Raw genomic sequence first — 18387 nt, 5'->3', positions numbered from 1 at the left:
CGCAAAGGACGTATCCCCGCGTAGGCGGGGATCCAGAGCCAAGGACGTTGTGCTTCCTAACCTTAGATCCCCGCCTACGCGGGGATACGGTTAGTGGACGCGCGGGAGTCGTCCACACCCACGCCGTACCCCGGCGGAGGCCGGGGTCCAGCATCGGTGCGCTGGCGATAGAAGCGCGGACGTCCCCCAACTGGATCCCGGCCTCCGCCGAGGTACGGTGTGGACGGGGAAGGGGCTGATACCTCCGGCCTACCTCCTTTCTATTATTCCCCACCCACCCCGTCCGGTTCGAGCAGCTTCGAGCTTGTCGAGAAGCGTCCGTCGAGAACTCCCCGTTTGAGGCACCCCCTTCTCGACTTCGGTTCTCGACAAGCTCGAACCTGCGCTCGAAGCAAACGGGTGTGGAGAATGGGGCAGGGACAGAGGTGGGCCGGAAAGCCCCTCAATCCAGCGCCATCGCCTCTGCCGCCAGCGCCTCCGCCTCGATCAGCAGCGCATCGTCGGCCGACCCCTGCGTCACCCGTTCGCGGCCGATCAGTACCAGCACCGGCACCGCCAGCGGGCTGACCCGGTCGAGCGTGACATGGCGGATGCGCGACTGCGCCGTCTCCAGCAGCTTCGCCAGCCGTCCGACATCGGTCATCCGCGCCCGCGCATCCTCCCACGCCGCCTGCAACAGCAGGTGGCCCGGCTCGTATTTGCGCAGCACGTCGTAGATCAGGTCGGTCGAGAAGGTGACCTGCTTCCCCGTCTTGCGCTTGCCGGGATGCTGGCGCTCGACGAGGCCGCCGATCACCGCGACCTCGCGGAACGCGCGCTTGAGCAGCGCCGATCCCTGTACCCAGTCGACGAATTCATGTTCGAGGATGTCGGGCGAGAACAGCGCCTGCGGATCGGTGATCGGTTCGAGCGCGTAGCAGGACAGCGCATAGTCGTTCGACACGAAGCCGATGGGGTTCAGCCCCAGCGCTTCCATCCGGCGGGTAATCAACATGCCGAGCGACTGGTGCGCGTTCCACCCTTCGAAGCTGTAGGCGACCATGTAATGCCGCCCGTCATGCGGGAAGGTTTCGACCAGCAGCTCGCCCGGCCGCGGCAGGACCGAGCGCCGCGACTGGATTTCCAGCCATTCGCGGACATCGTCGGGAAAGCGATGCCATTGCTGCGGATCGGCGAGGAACCCGCGGACCCGGTCGGCGAGGTTGGTGGACAGCGCCATGCGCGTGCCGCCATATTTGGGGATGCGCGCGGGCTTGCTGGTGGCGCGGACGACGAGGTCGGTCAGCTCGATCTTCTCGACCTCCAGACTCATGCCCGAAAAGAAGAAGGTGTCGCCCGGCGACAGGGTGGAGGCGAAATATTCCTCGACCGTGCCCAGCCGCCGCCCGTTCCTGAACCGCACGTCGAGCGTCGGCGCATCGACGATGATCCCGGCGTTCAGCCGATGCTGCGCAACAAAGGCCGGCCTGGTGACGGTCCAGCGCCCGTCCGCGTCCAGCCGTAACCGCTTGAACCGGTCATAGGCCTTCAGCGCATAGCCGCCCTCGGCGATATAGTGCAGCACGCGGTCGAACGTGCCGCCGTCGAGCGCCGAATAGGGCAGGCTCCCGCGCACTTCGTCGAGCATTTCAGGCGCGGCAAAGGGTTCGGCACAGGCGCACGCCATCAGATGCTGCGCCAGCACGTCCAGCGCGCCGGGGCGGAAGATGTCGGCGTCGAGCTCGCCGGCATCGACCGCGTCGAGCGCGGCCTGCGCCTCGAGGAATTCGAAGCGGTTGCCCGGCACCAGCAACGCCTTCGACGCCTCGTCCAGCCGGTGGTTGGCGCGACCGATCCGTTGGAGCAGGCGCGACGACCCCTTGGGCGCGCCCATCTGGATCACGCAGTCGACATCGCCCCAGTCGACGCCGAGGTCGAGGCTGGCGGTCGCGACCAGCGCGCGCAGCCGCCCGTCGGCCATCGCCGCCTCGACCTTGCGGCGCGCCTCGCGGTCGAGGCTGCCGTGATGAACGCCGATCGGCAGCTTCGCGTCGTTGGCGAGCCACAGGTCCTGAAAGATCAGCTCGGCGAGGCTGCGGGTGTTGCAGAAGACGATGGTGGTGCGGTTGCGCTCGATCTCGCGCATGACCTGCTGCGCAGCATAGCGGCCGGAATGGCCCGACCACGGGATGCGATCCTCGGGCAGCAGGATGCGGATATCGGGGTCGGCGCCGGGCTCGCCCTGCACCAGTGTCACCGCATCGATATCGCCGTCAGGGGCCAGCCATGCGCGATAGCCGTCGGGATCGGCGACCGTCGCCGACAGCGCGACACGCCGCAGCGTCGGCGCGAAGCGTTGCAGGCGTGTCATGCACAGCGACAGCAGATCGCCGCGCTTGTCGGTGGCGAAGGCGTGGACTTCGTCGACGATGATCGTGCGCAGGGAGCCGAACAGCCGGTCGGCGTCGGGATAGGACAGCAACAGGCTCAAGGATTCGGGCGTGGTCAGCAGGATATGCGGCGGCTTGCTGCGCTGGCGCGCCTTGCGGTCGGACGGGGTGTCGCCGGTGCGCGTCTCCACCCGGATCGGCAGGTCCATGTCGGCGATGGGGGTCAGCAGGTTGCGCTGCACGTCGACCGCCAGGGCCTTCAGCGGCGAGATATAGAGGGTGTGCAGACCGTCGACGGGCGCTTCGATCAGTTCGGTCAGCGTCGGCAGGAACCCGGCCAGCGTCTTGCCCGCACCGGTCGCGGCGACCAGCAGCGCGTGGCGGCCGGCTTCGGCGACGTCGAGCATCTCGCGCTGGTGGCGGCGTGGCGCCCAGCCGCGCGCGGCGAACCAGTCGGCAAGGGGGGCGGGAAGGGTTCGCACCCGACGCAATGTAGGGTGGCGGGGGTGCGGGTGCAAAGCCGCCTGCCCCTGACTCAGCGTATCCCCGCGCAGGCGGGGATCCAGGGTCACGGACGCGACGCTGGCCTGCGTGGCCCTGGACCCCCGCCTGCGCGGGGGTACGCCAGGCAGCGACTAGCTAAACCTGCGTCATCGGCCCCGGCTTCCCCGCCGCCACGCGCCACCGCGCCGTCGTCGCGGTGGTAAACTCCGGCTCGACCACGCTCGACACGGTGCGGAACTGCGCCTCGGCATGCGCCGGTGTCAGCGTCAGCAACAGATAGCCTTTCCGATCCTGATCGCAGTAGCGGACCTCCGGCGCGCCCTTTTCGATCACCGCGCCCAGCCCCGGCAGCAGCGCGCCATAGGACGGGCTGGAAATCGCGGTCGCGCCGAATTCGTTGGCGACCAGCCGCCCGGCATCGTCGTGCAGGTCGTTGGCCCAGCCGGCGTGACTGTCGCCCGACAGGACGATCGGGCGCGACTTCGCGCGGCGGAACGCGGCGTAGAGCCGCTCGCGTGCCGGGGGATAGCCGTCCCAGCTGTCGAAATTGAACGGCAGTCCGGCGCGGTAGGAGCGCTGCCCGGCGGCGATGCGCGGGCGATAGGCGGCGGGCAGGCGGGCGAGCAGCGCGGCATAGCGATCCTCGCCCAGTTCCTTCGCCAGATCGGGGCCGGGAACGCGCGCCATGACGACCTGATTGCCGAGCAACTGCCACGGCCGCTTCGCCGCGACCGATCGCGCCAGCTCGCGTTCGACCCATGCCTGTTGCCTGGCGCCCAGCAGCTCGCGGCCGGGCCGTGCGCGGATCGCCAGCATCGTCGCATAATCGTCGGGCTCGATCCCCGCCCCCTTGGACGCGGCCTGTTCCGAGCGGGCGAGCAGCCGCGTCTCGACCATCACCAGTGTCGCGAGGTCGCCGAAATCGAAGCTGCGGTTGATCGCCGCCCAAGGCTGGCCGGGCTTGGGATCGCGGATCGGCATCCATTCGAAATAGGCCTGCATTGCCGCCGCCTTGCGCGTGGCCCAGTCGCCTTCGGTCGCTGCGTCATGATTCTCGGCGCCGCCGACCCATGCGTCGTTGGCGCTTTCATGGTCGTCCCAGACGCAGATGAACGCGGCGCGGGCATGGGCCGCCTGCATCGCCGGATCGCGCTTCGTCTGCGCATGGCGCATCCGGTAATCGGCGAGAGTCACGATCTCGTGGCGGGGTTCGGGCAGGCGGTTCAGCGCGCGGCCGATCTCAGCGCCATAGCCCTGTGCGCCATATTCGTAGATGTAATCGCCCAGATGCAGCACCGCGTCGAGGCGCGGTTCGGCGGCGATCGCGGTATAGGCGTGCCAGTAGCCGCCGGGGTAGAGCTGGCACGACACCACCGCCAGCGCGAGGTCGGCGGTGGCCCCGCGCGGCAGGGTGCGGAACCGCCCCCTGGGCGAGGCGGTGCCGTCGGCGGTGGTGAACCAGAACCAGTAGTCGGTGCCGGGTTTCAGTCCCGTGGGCTCGACCTTTGCGGTGAAGTCGCGTGGCGCCCGCGCGGTGGTGCGGCCGGTGGCGATGGCTGCGCCGCCGCTGCTGGCGGCGACGTGCCAGTCGAGCGGGATGTCGCCGCTGCCGTCCGCTGCCGGGGTCGCGCGGGTCCACAGCACCGCGCCGTCCGCCGCCGGATCGCCGCTCGCCACGCCGTGCAGGAACTGCGCGGCGGCCGGGGCGGCATGGCCGATCGTCGGCAGCGAGAGGGCGGCGCTGCTGCCCATCAGGCGAAGGGCGTCGCGGCGGTTGAGCGTCATTTCACGACTTTCGACAGGAGGTTCGCCGCTCCCTATGCAACCGATGCGACAGGTCCGTGACGTCATCGACCTGTCATTCCCCGCCCCTAGACGCCCGCCGACCATCAGGGGGATATTGCATGACATCGTGTTTGCGTTCGACGATCGCGCTGCTGGCGCTCGGCTGTTCGACCACGGCCTTCGCGCAGGCCAATGTCCAGCCGGCGGGGGACGAAACCGACGAGATCGTGGTCACCGCGCAAAAGGTCGAGCAGCGGATCGAGGACGTGCCGGTCACCGTGACGGCGGTCACGGGACAGCGGATGGCCGATCTGGGCGTGTCGACGCTGGCCGATGTCGCGCAATATATCCCCGGGCTGGTCGTGCAGGAGCAGAGCGCGAACAACCCCGGCTTCGTCATCCGCGGCATCACGTCGGATTCGGGATCGGCGCAGCAGGGCGCGCGCGTCACCTTCTATTACAACGGCGTCGATATCAGCCGGTCGCGCGGGGCGTATCAGGACCTGTTCGACCTCGAGCGGATCGAGGTGGTGAAGGGGCCGCAGGCGACGCTGTTCGGCACGGCCGCCGCGGTCGGGGCGGTGTCGATCCTGTCGGCGAAACCGCAGCCCGGCTTCGCCGCCGACGTCGCTGTGTCCTACGGCAATTTCAACCGGACGCAGGTGTCGGGCATGATGAATGCCGGGAACGACACGCTCGCCGCGCGCCTCGCCTTCGCCTACAAATATCGCGACGGCTATGTCCGCAACATCGCGGGCGACGCCGACGTGCCGAACCAGAATCAGGGGCGCGTCGATCAGGACGACCTGAACGGGCAGGATCAGCGGGGCGTGCGCGGATCGCTGCGCTGAACGCCGACCGACGCGGTCACCGCCGACCTCGTGCTGACCTATGACGGACAGCGCAATCCCGGCACCGCGTTCAAGAGCCGCGCCTTTGCCCCCACCGGCGGGCAGACCGGCGACTATGGCACCGCCGAACTGTCGGGCTCGCCCTATAGCGAACAGGTGTTCGGCAAGCGCAAGCTGGGGCTCGACCGCGACGTGTACGACGCCAACCTGACGGTCGCGGTCGATCTGGGCGGCGGGGTCACCTTCACCACCGTCAACGGCTATCGCCGGTTCAACAGCCTCGAGACGTTCGACGCCGATGGCGGCCCGGCATGGTATCTGGAGTTCGCCGAGGATGCGAAGGGCGACCAGTGGAGCCATGAAGGGCGCTTCAACTTCACCGGTGAGCGCGCCCGCGCCTCGTTCGGGTGGAACGCGTTCTTCGAAAACGGCTATCAGCGCGTGCCGTTCTCGACCGAGGAAGGCACCTACCTCGCCTGTTCGGTGAACGCCGCCTATGCGTCGGTGCGCGGGCTGCTCAATCAGGCGGGCGTACCGACCGGTCCCAACTGCGTCGCCGCAAACGGTACCGTGCCCGGCACGCGCGCGACCGCGATCCTGTCGCGCGGGAGCCTGACCGAACTGCCCTATGCGTCGGAATTCACGAACTACGGCAACAACGATACCTATTCGGTGTTCGCCGACGTCACGTGGATCCCGGCGACCCGGCTCGAACTGACCGCGGGGGCACGCATGCTGATCGAGGACCGCCAGTCGCAATACAGCTCGATCCAGCCCTTCTCGCGCCTGCTCGCCGGCGCCGGGGTGTTCACCAGCCTGCTCGGCACCGCCAGCACCGGTGGAGCGAAGTTCGAGGCGGAGCGCAGCTTCGCCGCCGTGCTGCCGCGCTTCAACGCGCTGTTCCGGCTGTCCGAAGCGGTCAACCTGTATGCGACGGTCAGCAAGGGCCGCCGCTCGCCGGTCGTACAGCTGGCGGCGTCGCGCACCGGTGCCGCGGCGACCGCGCCGGTGGTGCCCGCGCTGCAGATCGTGCCCGAGGAACTGGTGTGGAACTACGAAGGCGGCATCAAGGGCCGGGTCGGGCCATTCAGCGGCGCGGCATCGGTGTTCTACCAGCGCTATGACGGGTTTCAGGTGTCGGTGACCGAAAACGGCGTCGCCACCACGCGTTCGGCGGGCACGGCCGACAATCTCGGCGTCGAGCTGGAGGGCAATCTGCGGTTGGGGCAGATGCTGTCGCTGTTCGGGACCTTCGCCTGGCTCGACGGCGGGATCGGCGACGACGCGGCCAACGGCGTGTTCGCCGGCAACCGCTTCCGTTTGCAGCCCGACATGACCGCGTCCGCCGGTGCGAACCTGCGCGTGCCGATGGGGTCGGCGACCTTCTATGCCGTGCCCAACCTGACCTATCGTTCGAAGGTGTTCTTCGAACTGCCGAACCGCGAGGCGATCGCGACGCCGGGCTATACGCTGTTCAACCTGCGCGCCGGGGTGGAGCTGAACGACCGCTTCACCATCGGCGGCTTCGCGCGCAACCTGACCGACAAGCGTTACCTGATCGATGCGGGCAATACCGGCGGCGGCTTCGGCGTGCCGACATATATCCGGGGCGAGCCGCGCTTCTATGGCGTGGAACTGGGCGCGCGGTTCTGAAGCCGCACAGCCTTCCCGTTCGTCCTGCGTAGCCGCTGAGCTTGTCGAAGCGGCGTGTCGAAGGACTGCCCAGGGTGCTTCGATACGAGCCTTCGACAAGCTCAGTCTCTACTCGGCACGAACGGCGGGGGTAGGTACGACACACAAAAAACGCCGGTGTCGCAGATCGCGGCACCGGCGCAGTCTCCAGAGAGGTCAGAAGCTGAAGCGGGCGGTCGCCGAAATGGTGCGGCCGTTGATCGATCGCGCACGGACGATGCCGTTCGCGGGAATCGCGCCTTCCTCCGCCTCGGTCAGCCCGATCACGTCGAACAGGTTGTTCGCATTGACCGAGAACTGGACCTGGTCCGCCGGGCGGAACTGGACGATGGCGTTGACCTGCGTATAGCCCGGCAGCTTCAGCTGGTTGCTGTCCTGCGCATAGCTGTCGGTGGTCCCGACGACGTTGGCGCCCAGCGTGAAGCGGTCGAAATCGACCTGCGGCGTGGCGGAGAACACGAACGCCGCCTGCCGCCGCGGCCGGTTGCCGACCGTGTCGGGGTTGACCGCATCGCCGACGATCTTCGCATCGGTCCACGTACCCCCCGCGGTCAGGCTGAACGGCCCCTGCCGCACGCTGCCCTCCAGCTCGACGCCGTAGGCGCGGTAGTTGCGGTCGAAGAAGCGCTGCGTCGTCGCCTCGAAATTCTGCTCCTCGGTCCGCGCCCAGAAGCCGGTGGCATAGAACGACACGCCGTTCGCGCGATACTTCACCCCCGCTTCGGCCTGGCGCACGATGTCGACCGCCGCATCGCTGTTGAGCAGGCCGCCGGTGGTGGTGCTGACCGCCGGGCCGAACAGCAGGCGGTCGGCATTGGCGCGCCCGCCACGGCTGTAGCGGCCGAACACCGCGAGGTCGGGGCTGATCCGATAATTGGCACCCAGCGAATAGGACCAGTAGTCGAAGTCGTAGTCGACCGGTGCCGCGCTGTTCAGCGGGATCACCGCGACCCGGCGTTCGGCGTCGGAGATCACGCCGTCGCCATTGATGTCGCGGGTGACGATACCGACGCGCCCACCGCCCAGATCGGCGCCGGCAACGCTGCCCTTGGCCGAACCGAAATCATAGCGGACCGACCCGTCGAGCGTCAGCGCACCGCCCGACCAGTTCAGCGACGCGAACGGGGCGTTGGTGTCGTAGTTCAGGTCGTAGCTGCGGCGGCAGCATCCGCCGAAATAGCTGGCGGCATAGCCGTACACGCCGTTCTGGGTGATCGCCTGTCCGGCCGCGTTGCGGACGTCGACCAGCGCGGCATCGCCGCCGCCGACCACGTCGGACAGCAGCGACGTCCACAGCCAGTCGGTATCGATCGTCTGGCGCGACTTGTAGAAGCCGCCGGTGACGCCCAGCGTCCCGCCGCCCAGCGCGATGTCGTGGGTCAGGCGGAAATCGTTGGTGATGTTGTCGAGGCTGTTGAGCTTCGTGTCGAACACCACGATCTGCGCCAGCAGGCCGTTGCCGTTCAGCGCCGCCGGATTGGCGATCACGCGGCCGGCATCGGGGCCCGTCGCATAGCGCAGCGTCGCGCCCGCCCCGGCCAGCGCGGTGGCGATGGTCGCGGCCGAATCGACGGCGGCGGGGAAGTTCGAGATGAAGCGTCCGGAAATGTCCGAATAGCGGAAGCGGTTGGTGACGTTCCACCCGTCGGCCACCGCGAACTGCGTTTCGAAGCCGACCGACTTGACCAGCGGATGCTGCCCGTCGCGGATGTCGTTGACGACCGGATTGTTGTTGCCGTCCAGCGTCAGGTTGCGGGTGATGTTCGGCGAATGCAGCGTGTCGCCGTTGATCGAGAAACCGGCGATCTCGCTGTATTTCGGATCGTCGTTGGTGCCGCTGACCCGGATCGGGTTGGGCAGATAGGCGATGGCGCGATCGTCGAGATACTTGCCGTACAGCCGGACATAGCCGCCGGCGAACTCCTTCGTCACGTTCAGCTTGATCTGGCCGCCGCGATTGGCGTCGTAGCCGGCCTCGCGCGGGCCTTCGCCGAAGCGGTAGAAGCCGCCGACATGGACGCGCAGGCTGTCGGAGAGCCGCTTGTTATAGGCGAAGTCGGTGCGGAAATCGCGATAGTCGATGCCGAACGACCCCTGCACCACGCCGCCCTCGCGCTCGCCGGTGTCGGAGATCAGGTTGATGACGCCGCCGGGCGAGTTCGACGCGAAGGTCGAGGCCGAACCGCCGCGGATCGCCTCCACGCGGGCGACGTTCAGGTCGGCGCGCAGGAAGATGTCGGCATTGCCGAAGGTGATGTCGCCATATTCGAGGATCGGCAGCCCGTCTTCCTGCAACTGCAGGAACTTGGACCCGCCCGATGCGACGGGCAGGCCGCGCACCGCGATGTTGGCGTTGCCTTCGCCGCCCGAGCTTTCCGAGCGGACGCCGGGGATGTTGCGGAACAGTTCGGCGACCGAACGCGGTGCGGTCGCCTGCAACGTCGCCTGGTCGAGCGAACTGACCGATACCGAGCTGTCGAGCCGGTTCTGGCCGCGGGCGACGCCGGTGACGATAATGTCCCCGTCCGCCTGCGCGGTGTCGTCGGCAGGGGGGACCGCCTCGGGCGCGGGGGTGTCGGCGACCTGTGCGAGCGCGGGCAGCGGCAGCGCGAGTGCGGTCGACGCGAGCAGAATATGGAACGCCTTCATGGTCCCCTCCTTACGGGTATCGGGCCGGCTCCTGCCGGCGTCTCGACTCGCCTTTTACGCTGATTGCAAACGATTGCAACATTCTCTGCAATCGTTTGCCATTTCCGTTGTATCGGACAGGTGTTGTGGCAATCTGGCCACACTCCGGGCGGCGTCACCGATCGGTAACGGACGTGTAACCAACCTGCCACGGGGTCGGGGCAGGGGCGGACCCCACGGGAAGCGGCAAGCTTCCGAGGGGAAAGACACATGGTTGCTATTTTTGCCCGGTCCACGCGGGCCGTCGTCGTGCGCGCGCTGTTGAGCGGTGCCGCCATCCTGCCCGGCAGCGCGTTCGCCGGGCCGGTGCCGGACGGGGAGGTGGTCCCGGTCGCCGCGGCCGTTCCCGAAGAGGAAGTGTCGGAAATCGTGGTGCGCGGCAGCCGCCCCATCGCCGAATCCGAAGCCGCCGCGCTCGAAATCCAGCGCAACAGCCCGGCGCTGGTGTCGGTCATCGCGTCCGATGCGGTCGGCCGCCTGCCCGACCAGAACGTCGCGCAGGCGATCAGCCGCCTGCCCGGCGTCGCGGTCGAACGCGACCAGGGCCAGGCGCGCTACGTCAACCTGCGCGGTGCGCCCAAGCGCTGGACGACGCTGTCGTTCGACGGCGTCAACGTGGTCAGCCCCGAAGGGCGCGCCGCCCGGTTCGATTCGATCCCGTCGGCGATCGCCAGCCAGATCATCGTCCGCAAGGCGGTGACCCCCGACATGGTCGGCGAGACGATCTCGGGCAATATCGACATCATCACCCGATCGGGGTTCGACCAGAACGGTTTCCACGTCGCGGGCAAGGCCGGCTACGGCATCGTCGAGTTGGGCAACCGCCGCGAATTCGAAGGATCGCTGGTCGTGTCCGACCGGTTTGATACCGGTATCGGCGAATTCGCCATCGCCTCCTCGGCCAGCCTGTACCGGCGCGGCATGGTGACCGACAATTTCGAGACCGACTGGGAAACGGTGGGCGAGGACCGCCGCCCGGGCTTCATCGACCGCATCTGGGCACGCGAGACCGAGAACAAGCTCTACCGCCTCGTCCGCAAGAATTATGCGCTGTCGACCCGGCTCGACTGGAAGCCCGCGCCCGGCCACCGCATCTTCGCCGAAACCATCTATTCGGCGTTCCAGGACGACGAACAGCGCAACAACTACATCGTCGATCTCGACGACCGGCAGTCGAACGTTCCGACCGGCACCGCCGCCTGCACCGTCAACGCGACGCCCGCGGCGGGCACGACCGGCTATGCCGATGTGTGCACCGGCAATACCCCGCTGAAGGGCACGGTGTACGGCATCGACCTGAATTCGAACTTCACCGTGCGCGCCTACAAGCAGTCGGTGTTCACCAACACGCTGGGCGGCGACCACGATCTCGACGCATGGCGCGTGTCGTGGCGGGCGAACTATACCCGCTCGATCGACGACCGGACCCAGCCGGCGCAGTTGAACTACGACAGCCCATCCTTCGGCACCAACGGCACCAACGCCACCAATCGCCTGACCGTCGGTTACGACTTCACCGATCCGCAGCTGGCGAGGATCGAGCTGTTTCGCACCATCCGCAACGCCAACGGCACGCTGGCGCGCGGTGCCCGCGTCACCGCGATCGAGGATTTCCCGCGCACGCTCGGCCGACTGCGTTCGCTGATCGCGGCCGACACGACCGACGCCTATACCGCGCGCGTCGACGTGCAGCATGACGTCGACGGCCTGTTCGGCGAAAAGACGACCTTCGCCGCCGGACTGCGCTTCGACGACCGGACCAAGTCGGTCGACGAACGGCTGCTGGAACTCAACGCGACCCAGCTCGCGACGGCGGGATTTCCCACCGGCTATGCGCAGATCGCGATCCCCGGCGGCTTCCAAGGCGAGATACCGCTCGGCTACACCTTCCAGTATTTCGGCCGCGACAAGATCCTCGACCTTGTCGACCGCGCCAGGACGGTCGGGCGCTATGTCGACCAGACCGCCAATCTGTACGACGTGAACGAGCGCATCTATTCCGCGTACGGCATGGCCACCGTCACCACCGGCTGGGGCAATGTCATCGGCGGCGCGCGGATCGAGCATATCCGCAACAGGTCGTCGGCGTTCCTGAACGGCAATGCCGCCACCCCGCTGACCGTCGATCGCGACATCACGCTGGTCTATCCCAGCCTGCACATCAATTACGACGTGAACGACCGGATGAAGGCGCGGCTATCGTTCAATACCGGCGCGGCGCGGCCCGATTACGACCAGCTGCGGCCGAACCTGACCTATGTCGACCTTGCCGAGGGGCAGGGTACGATTTCGGGCGGCAATCCCGATGCGAAGCCCGAAAAGGCGATGGGCGTCGATGCCTATGTCGAATACTACGTCGCGCCGGCCGGGTTCCTGTCGTTCGGCGCCTATTACAAGCGGCTGCGCGACGTGCTGTTCGACACCAGCCGCACGTTCAACAGCAACATCCTCAATTTCGGCGGCACCGACCGTTCGCAATATGATTTTTCGACGATCGACAATGGCGGCAACGGGTCGATCCTCGGCATCGAGGGCGCGATCCAGCAACAACTCGATCCGTTCGTCGGCGATCTCGGCCTGCCCGACTGGGTAGGCGGGTTCGGCGTCCAGCTGAACGCGACCCTCAACCGCAGCCGCGCCGAAACGCCGGACGGCCGCCGCGTGCCGCTGCCGGGCGCGTCGGACGCGGTCTACAATGTCGGGCTCTATTACGAGAAATACGGCTTCTCGGCGCGGGTCCAGTATCAGAACCGGTCGCGCTGGCTCGACGAACTCGGCGCGTTCGAGGACATCAACGGGCTGAGCCGCCCGGTCGACGGTGGCGATTTCTATTGGGCGAAGGATAATGAACTCGACGCGTCGGTCCGCTATGCCGTCACCCGCAACGTCGAACTCTACGGCAATTTCAGCAACCTGCTGAACGGTCCGGGCCGCCGCTACGTTCGCGATACCCGCTACACGATCGAGCACGAGACGTTCGGTCGCCGGTATCAGGCCGGCGTGCGGGTGAACTTCTGATGCGGCTGGCGCTATATCTCGCAGTGCTGCTCGGCGGGTGCGCAGTGACGCCCCGGCCGGCGGCGACACCCCCGGTCGTGCCGATCGTCGCGGCGGTGGCGGAGACCGATCCGGTCGATACCGCCGCCGATGCTGCCGACGATCCCGCCATTTGGCGCAACCGGCGGGTGCCCGCGGAAAGTCTGGTGATCGGCACCGACAAGAAGGCCGGCATCCATGTCTACGACCTGTCGGGCAAGCGGCTGAGCTTCACGCCCGCAGTGCGGCTGAACAATGTCGACCTGCGCGAGATCGGCAACCGGGTCATCGTCGCCGCGAGCGACCGGGCGGACGAGACACGGGCGCATGTCGCGCTGTTTACGCTCGACACCGTGGCGAGGAAGCTGGTGTCGATGGGGCGTTACCCGGTCGGTGCCGGCGAGGCCTATGGCATGTGCCTGTGGACCCGTGCGCGCGACAGGGCGCTGTTCGGCTTCGTCGTGATGAAGGACGGGCGGATCGATCAGGTGTCGATCGATGCCACGCCCGGTGCGACGCCGGTGGTGCGGACCGTGCGGTCGATGAAGGTCGGTACCCAGGCCGAGGGCTGCGTCGTCGACGACCGGACCGGTACGCTATACGTCGCCGAGGAGGATGTCGGGCTGTGGCGCTTCGCCGCCGATCCCGCCGCCCCGGTCGACGGCACGGCGATCGCGAAGGTCGACGGCACGACGCTGGTCGCCGATGCCGAGGGGCTGGCGCTGGCACCGCGTGGCCGCACCGGCGGCTATTTGGTCGTCAGCAGCCAGGGTGACAATGCCTATACCCTCTACCGCCTGCCCGCCGTGACCTATGCCGGACGCTTCCGCATCGGTGGTGGCGCGATCGACGGCACCAGCGAAACCGACGGGATCGAGCTGATCCCCGGCAATTTCGGGCCACGCTTTCCCAGGGGGCTGTTGGTGGCGCAGGACGGCGACAACGCGCCGGAGACGCAGAACTTCAAGTTCGTGTCGTGGGGCGATGTGTTGAAGGCGCTGCGGCTCAAGTAGCCTGTCCAAAAACGTCACCCCAGCCTTCGCAGGGGTGACGTTTGTTGGGTTCCGGATCGACTATCGCTGCGCGCGCGGCTTCCACGTGATGACGCGGTAGATATAGGCCAGCACGATCGCGACCGACATCGCGATCGCCACCGGCCCGACATAGCGGTCGAGCTGTTCGAAATTCGACCCCAGCCAGAGCCCGGCATAGGCGAGCACCGCGTTCCAGATGATGCTGCCGGTGAAGGTCGCGAGGAAGAAGCGCCAGCGCGGCATGCACGCCATGCCGGCGGGCAGCGAGATCATCGTCCGGAACGTCGGCATGAAGCGGAAGATGAAAACCGTCTTGCCGCCATGTTTGCGGAAGAAGCGGTGGAGCTTCTCCACATCCTCCCACTCGACCGTGAGCCATCGGCCCCAGCGATCGACGAACGGCCGCAACCCCTGATAGCCGAAGCGCCGCCCGATCGCGTACCAGAAGTAATTGCCTGCGGTCGTGCCCGCCGTGCCCCACAGCAACAGCGGCACCATCGCCATGTCACCGCGCGCCACCGCCATCCCGCCAAGTCCCATGATGACCTCGGACGGGATCGGCGGGATGACGTTTTCCAGCGCCATCAGCAGGAAGATGCCGAGATAGCCGCCACGGGCGATGGCATCGAGGATGAAGGTCGTCATGGGGCTTGGGAACGTGTGGAGCGGGGTTTCGTGCCGTGGAGCGACCGCGTCGCCGCCGTCTCAGCCTGCCACAAGCGTCACCCCAGCCTGCGCTGGGGTGACGCTTGTGGGCAGAAGGACTTACCGTCCCGCCACCCGCGCCTCGATCGCATCCCAGATCATGCCCGCCACGTCGGTCCCGTCGAACTTCTCGATCGCGACGATCCCGGTCGGCGAGGTCACGTTGATCTCGGTCAGCCATTCGCCGCCGATCACGTCGATCCCGACGAAGATCAGCCCGCGGCGCCTGAGTTCCGGCCCGAGCGCGGCGCAGATTTCGCGCTCGCGCGGCGTCAGTTCGGTCTTGGCCGCGGTGCCGCCGACGGCAAGGTTGGAGCGGATTTCACCCGCGCCCGGCAGGCGGTTGACCGCGCCCGCGACCTCGCCGTCGACCAGCACGATGCGCTTGTCGCCCTTCGCGACCGCCGGCAGGAACGCCTGCACCATATGCGGTTCGCGATAGGCGGTGTTGAACACCTCGATCAGCGACGACAGGTTCTGCGCATCGGCGTCGATCTTGAAGATCGCCTTGCCGCCATTGCCGTGCAGCGGCTTGACCACGATCGATCCGTGTTCGTTCAGGAACGCGCGCGCCTCGTCGACCGAGCGGGTGATGAGCGTCGGCGGCATGAAGCGCTGGTAATCGAGCACGAACAGCTTTTCGGGTGCGTTGCGCACCGATGCCGGATCGTTGACGACCAGCGTCCGATCCGAAATGCGCTCCAGCAGGTGCGTCGCGGTGATGTAGCCGAGGTCGAAGGGCGGGTCCTGCCGCATCAGCACGACATCGGCCTGCTCGCCGAGGTCGAGGCTGACGGGATCGCCGAATGCGAAATGGTCGCCGATCATCCGCTGCACCGTCACCGGCTGCGCTCGGGTCCATACCCGGTCGCCCGACTGATTCAGGTCTTCGGGGCTGTAATGGAACAGCCGATGCCCCCGCGCCTGTGCGGATAGCATCAGGGCGAAGGTCGAATCGCCCGCGATGTTGATACCGGCAATGGGGTCCATCTGGACGGCGACGGTCAGCGACATGAGGTACACTCCGATTGATTGCCAATCAGGTAGGGGGGCGGGGAGCGAAAGTCACGTCGGGTCAGGATCGGCATGCAGTGCGCTGCACACAGGGCTGTCGTTACATTCCCCGGTCGTCACTCCCGCGCAGGCGGAAGTCCATATGCGCTGACCTCGTGAATCCAGCCCGGACGTGGGCGGATATGGATTCCCGCCTGCGCGGGAATGACGAAAATGCCTTGGGTCGCCACGATGGCGATCCGCCCTAGCGCAGCGGCTTGCCCGAATCCTTCCACCGGTCGAGCACCTGCGATTCCGCGGGCAACTTCGAACTCTCTTCGGGCAACGGCGTGGCGCTTGCGATCGGTGTCGGAGGAGTGAGGACGGCCGGCGGCACCAGCGGCACCGTTTCGACCGGAACCGTCTGCAACGGCGGCGGCGGGGGCAGGGCGCGCAGCGGGCCGGGGGGCGGTTCGATGCCGGTATAGCGATCGGTGAACGCAGCGGGGGTTCCCCACCACCCTTTCCACCGATGGAAGAAATGCGCGCCGAACACGCCGGTCATCACCAGCGAACGGTTCCACGACGGGGTGACGGCATAGGTATGGTAATGCGTCGCCAGCCCGACGGGCGCGAACACGTCGCCGGCCAGCGCCCGCGCGGCGACCCGGCGCGATCGCAGCCAGACCGCCGGCGCCGGTACCCGTGCCATCGCGCCGTCGCAGGCGAAGCTGAACTGGCAGACCGGCCGGTCCGATCCCTGAAACACCACGCCGCACACGCTGGCGGGAAAGGCGGGGTGGCGCACGCGGTTCAGCACGACCTGCGCCACCGCACGCTGGCCGTCATCGGGTTCGTTGCCCGCCTCGTAATAGATCGCGGTGGTCAGGCATTGCAGCGCGCGAGCACGGTCGAGCTGGGTGCCGCGCAGCACGAACGGGCGGGCGGGACGGATCGACGCGTCGCCCAAGTCGCCGGCATCGGCATAGGCCGGCAGCGCGGGGAGCGGTGCGGTGCCGGTCTCGCCGCGCCGCACCGGTGCGGCGAGCAGCAGCTGCGCAGCACCGGGGAAATGATCGTCGGCCTCATAGCCGGTGGCGGCGGCTGGCGGCGCGGGTGCCCGGGCACGCTGGTCGAGCGCCGCGATCCCGGCCCGCGCGCCGAATGCGCCGACGACCAGCAGCATGATGCCGCCGCCGAGGATGCGCGTACGCCGGGGGAGATTCGCGAGGATCGCCATCGGGCGGGGTGTAGCGGAAATGGTTTCCGAAATCCTCTTCGGCACCGGGGACCAGCGCAGTTTGCGGCGGTCCCCGGCGTCGGGGAGGATTTACTTCGCCCCGAAGTCCGCGCGGCCGAAATCCACCGCCGCCGCCGGGATCACCACCAGTTGCGGATAGGCCGCGCGCAGCGGTTCGAGGAACTGCTTCGCGTCGCCGACCACGACGATGTTCGCCACCTTGGGGTCCATCACCTGCGCTGCCGCCTGCTGCACCGCCGCCGGACCGACCGCCTCGATCGAGGGCAGGAAGGTGGCGATGCGCGCCAGCGGCACGCCGTCGGCAATATAGGTGACGATGGTGCCGGCGATGCCGCTGGTCCGTTCGATCGTCCGGCCGAAATTGCCGGTCAGCACCGCCTTCCGCGTCGCCAGTTCGGCTTCGGGCGCGGCCTCGGCCCCCAGGCGGCGCATCTCGTCGGTGATGATCTTTACGACTTCGGGCGCGGACGGGTTCTTCGTCTGGGTCGCGGCGCTTACCACCCCGCCGCCCCGACGTGCATCCAGTTCCGAACGCGCGCCATAGGCGAGGCCGCGCTTGATGCGGATTTCCTGGTTCAGCCGTGACGAAAAGCCGACGCCCAGCGTCGCATTGGCGACCGCCGCCGGGAAATAGCTGCTGTCGCTGCGCCGGATGCCGGAGCGGGCGACGACGACGCCGGCCTGTCCGGCGTCGGGCATGTCGACCACGATCACGCGGGTGCTCAGCTGCGGCGAGGGCGGTGCGCCGGGCGGCGAGATCGGTGCGGGTGCCGCCGCGCCCGACTGCCAGTCGCCGAACAGCCGTTGCGCCAGCGCCATGCCGGCATCGGCACTCAGGTCGCCGACCAGCACCAGTGTCGCCTTTCCGGGCTGCCATGCAGCGCGATAGGCGGCGGTCACGTCGTCGCGCGTAATCGCCTTCAGCGTGGTCGGCGTGCCGCTGGCGGGATGGCCATAGCCCGAATACGGACCGAACACGGCATTGTCGGCGATCAGGGCGGACAGCTTCCCCGGATCGGTCAGCGCGACGCTGACCCCGTCGATCGTCCGCGTGCGCAGCCGGTCGATCTCGCCCTGCGCGAACGCCGGGTTGCGCGCGACATCGGCGAGGATGGCGAGCGCCGGCGCCACCTGTGCCGATCCGACGGTCAGCGTCACGTTCTGCGAATCCCAGCCGGCACCGCTGCCGATGCTGCCGCCCAGCGATTCGACCGCGCGCGCGATCTCGGTCGCCGATCGGGTCTTCGTGCCCTGCGTCAGCAGACCGGCGGTCAGTTCGCCGACGCCGGCACGTCCGTTCGGGTCCCGCGCCGCGCCGCCGTCCGCGACCAGCGCGGCGGTGACGACCGGCAGTCCGCGCTTCTCGACTACGACGACGCGCATGCCGTTGGGCAGACGATGTTCAACCGGCACCGGGATGGCGACCTGCACCGGTGCGGCGGGGGCGGGGGGCAGGATGCGCTGTCCGT

The 18387-nt window shown here is 67.9% G+C and carries 9 protein-coding genes and 1 pseudogene; 3 read left to right on the top strand and 7 right to left on the bottom strand.

The window, feature by feature from the left end; translation table 11 throughout:
• Positions 1-442: 442 nt before the first annotated feature.
• Both QLH51_RS18210 and QLH51_RS18205 read right to left on the bottom strand, forming a co-directional pair.
• Positions 443-2851, bottom strand: coding sequence for a ligase-associated DNA damage response DEXH box helicase (locus QLH51_RS18210; RefSeq protein ID WP_125662024.1), 2409 nt, complete (start codon positions 2849-2851; stop codon positions 443-445).
• A gap of 157 nt (positions 2852-3008) precedes the next feature.
• Positions 3009-4658, bottom strand: coding sequence for an alkaline phosphatase D family protein (locus QLH51_RS18205; protein WP_125662027.1), 1650 nt, complete (start codon positions 4656-4658; stop codon positions 3009-3011).
• Between the two features lie 119 nt (positions 4659-4777).
• Here QLH51_RS18205 and QLH51_RS18200 point away from each other — a divergent pair.
• Positions 4778-7162, top strand: a pseudogene (locus tag QLH51_RS18200) (TonB-dependent receptor).
• Positions 7163-7357: 195 nt separating this feature from the next.
• Here QLH51_RS18200 and QLH51_RS18195 read toward each other — a convergent pair.
• Positions 7358-9850, bottom strand: a complete 2493-nt coding sequence (locus QLH51_RS18195) for a TonB-dependent receptor (RefSeq protein WP_125662030.1) — start codon at positions 9848-9850, stop codon at positions 7358-7360.
• A gap of 249 nt (positions 9851-10099) precedes the next feature.
• On the opposite strand from QLH51_RS18195, the gene QLH51_RS18190 reads away from it, so the two are divergent.
• Both QLH51_RS18190 and QLH51_RS18185 read left to right on the top strand, forming a co-directional pair.
• Complete coding sequence (locus QLH51_RS18190; RefSeq protein WP_125662033.1) at positions 10100-12907, top strand: TonB-dependent receptor; 2808 nt, start codon at positions 10100-10102, stop codon at positions 12905-12907.
• The gene (locus QLH51_RS18185; RefSeq protein WP_241217998.1) at positions 12907-13938 is read left to right on the top strand and encodes a phytase; all 1032 of its coding nucleotides are present in this window, start codon (positions 12907-12909) and stop codon (positions 13936-13938) included. The genes QLH51_RS18190 and QLH51_RS18185 overlap by 1 nt, the downstream gene beginning before the upstream one ends.
• Positions 13939-13998: 60 nt before the next feature.
• On the opposite strand, the gene QLH51_RS18180 is transcribed toward QLH51_RS18185, so the two are convergent.
• From QLH51_RS18180 to QLH51_RS18165, 4 genes are all read right to left on the bottom strand, one after another.
• Positions 13999-14604, bottom strand: a complete 606-nt coding sequence (locus QLH51_RS18180; RefSeq protein ID WP_125662036.1) for a DedA family protein — start codon at positions 14602-14604, stop codon at positions 13999-14001.
• Positions 14605-14724: 120 nt separating this feature from the next.
• The gene (gene gshB / locus QLH51_RS18175) at positions 14725-15678 is read right to left on the bottom strand and encodes a glutathione synthase (RefSeq protein ID WP_125662039.1); all 954 of its coding nucleotides are present in this window, start codon (positions 15676-15678) and stop codon (positions 14725-14727) included.
• Positions 15679-15922: 244 nt separating this feature from the next.
• Positions 15923-16897, bottom strand: coding sequence for a cell wall hydrolase (locus QLH51_RS18170; protein ID WP_206429278.1), 975 nt, complete (start codon positions 16895-16897; stop codon positions 15923-15925).
• A 90-nt stretch (positions 16898-16987) separates the two neighbouring features.
• A partial coding sequence (locus QLH51_RS18165; protein WP_164516242.1) for a M16 family metallopeptidase occupies positions 16988-18387 on the bottom strand: 1400 nt, incomplete at its 5' end.

It is taken from the genome of Sphingomonas sp. 2R-10, from assembly GCF_030062225.1.
GTDB lineage: Bacteria > Pseudomonadota > Alphaproteobacteria > Sphingomonadales > Sphingomonadaceae > Sphingomonas.
Note: the sequence above shows the minus strand (reverse complement) of the source record. Positions and strands in the feature narration are given on the sequence as shown.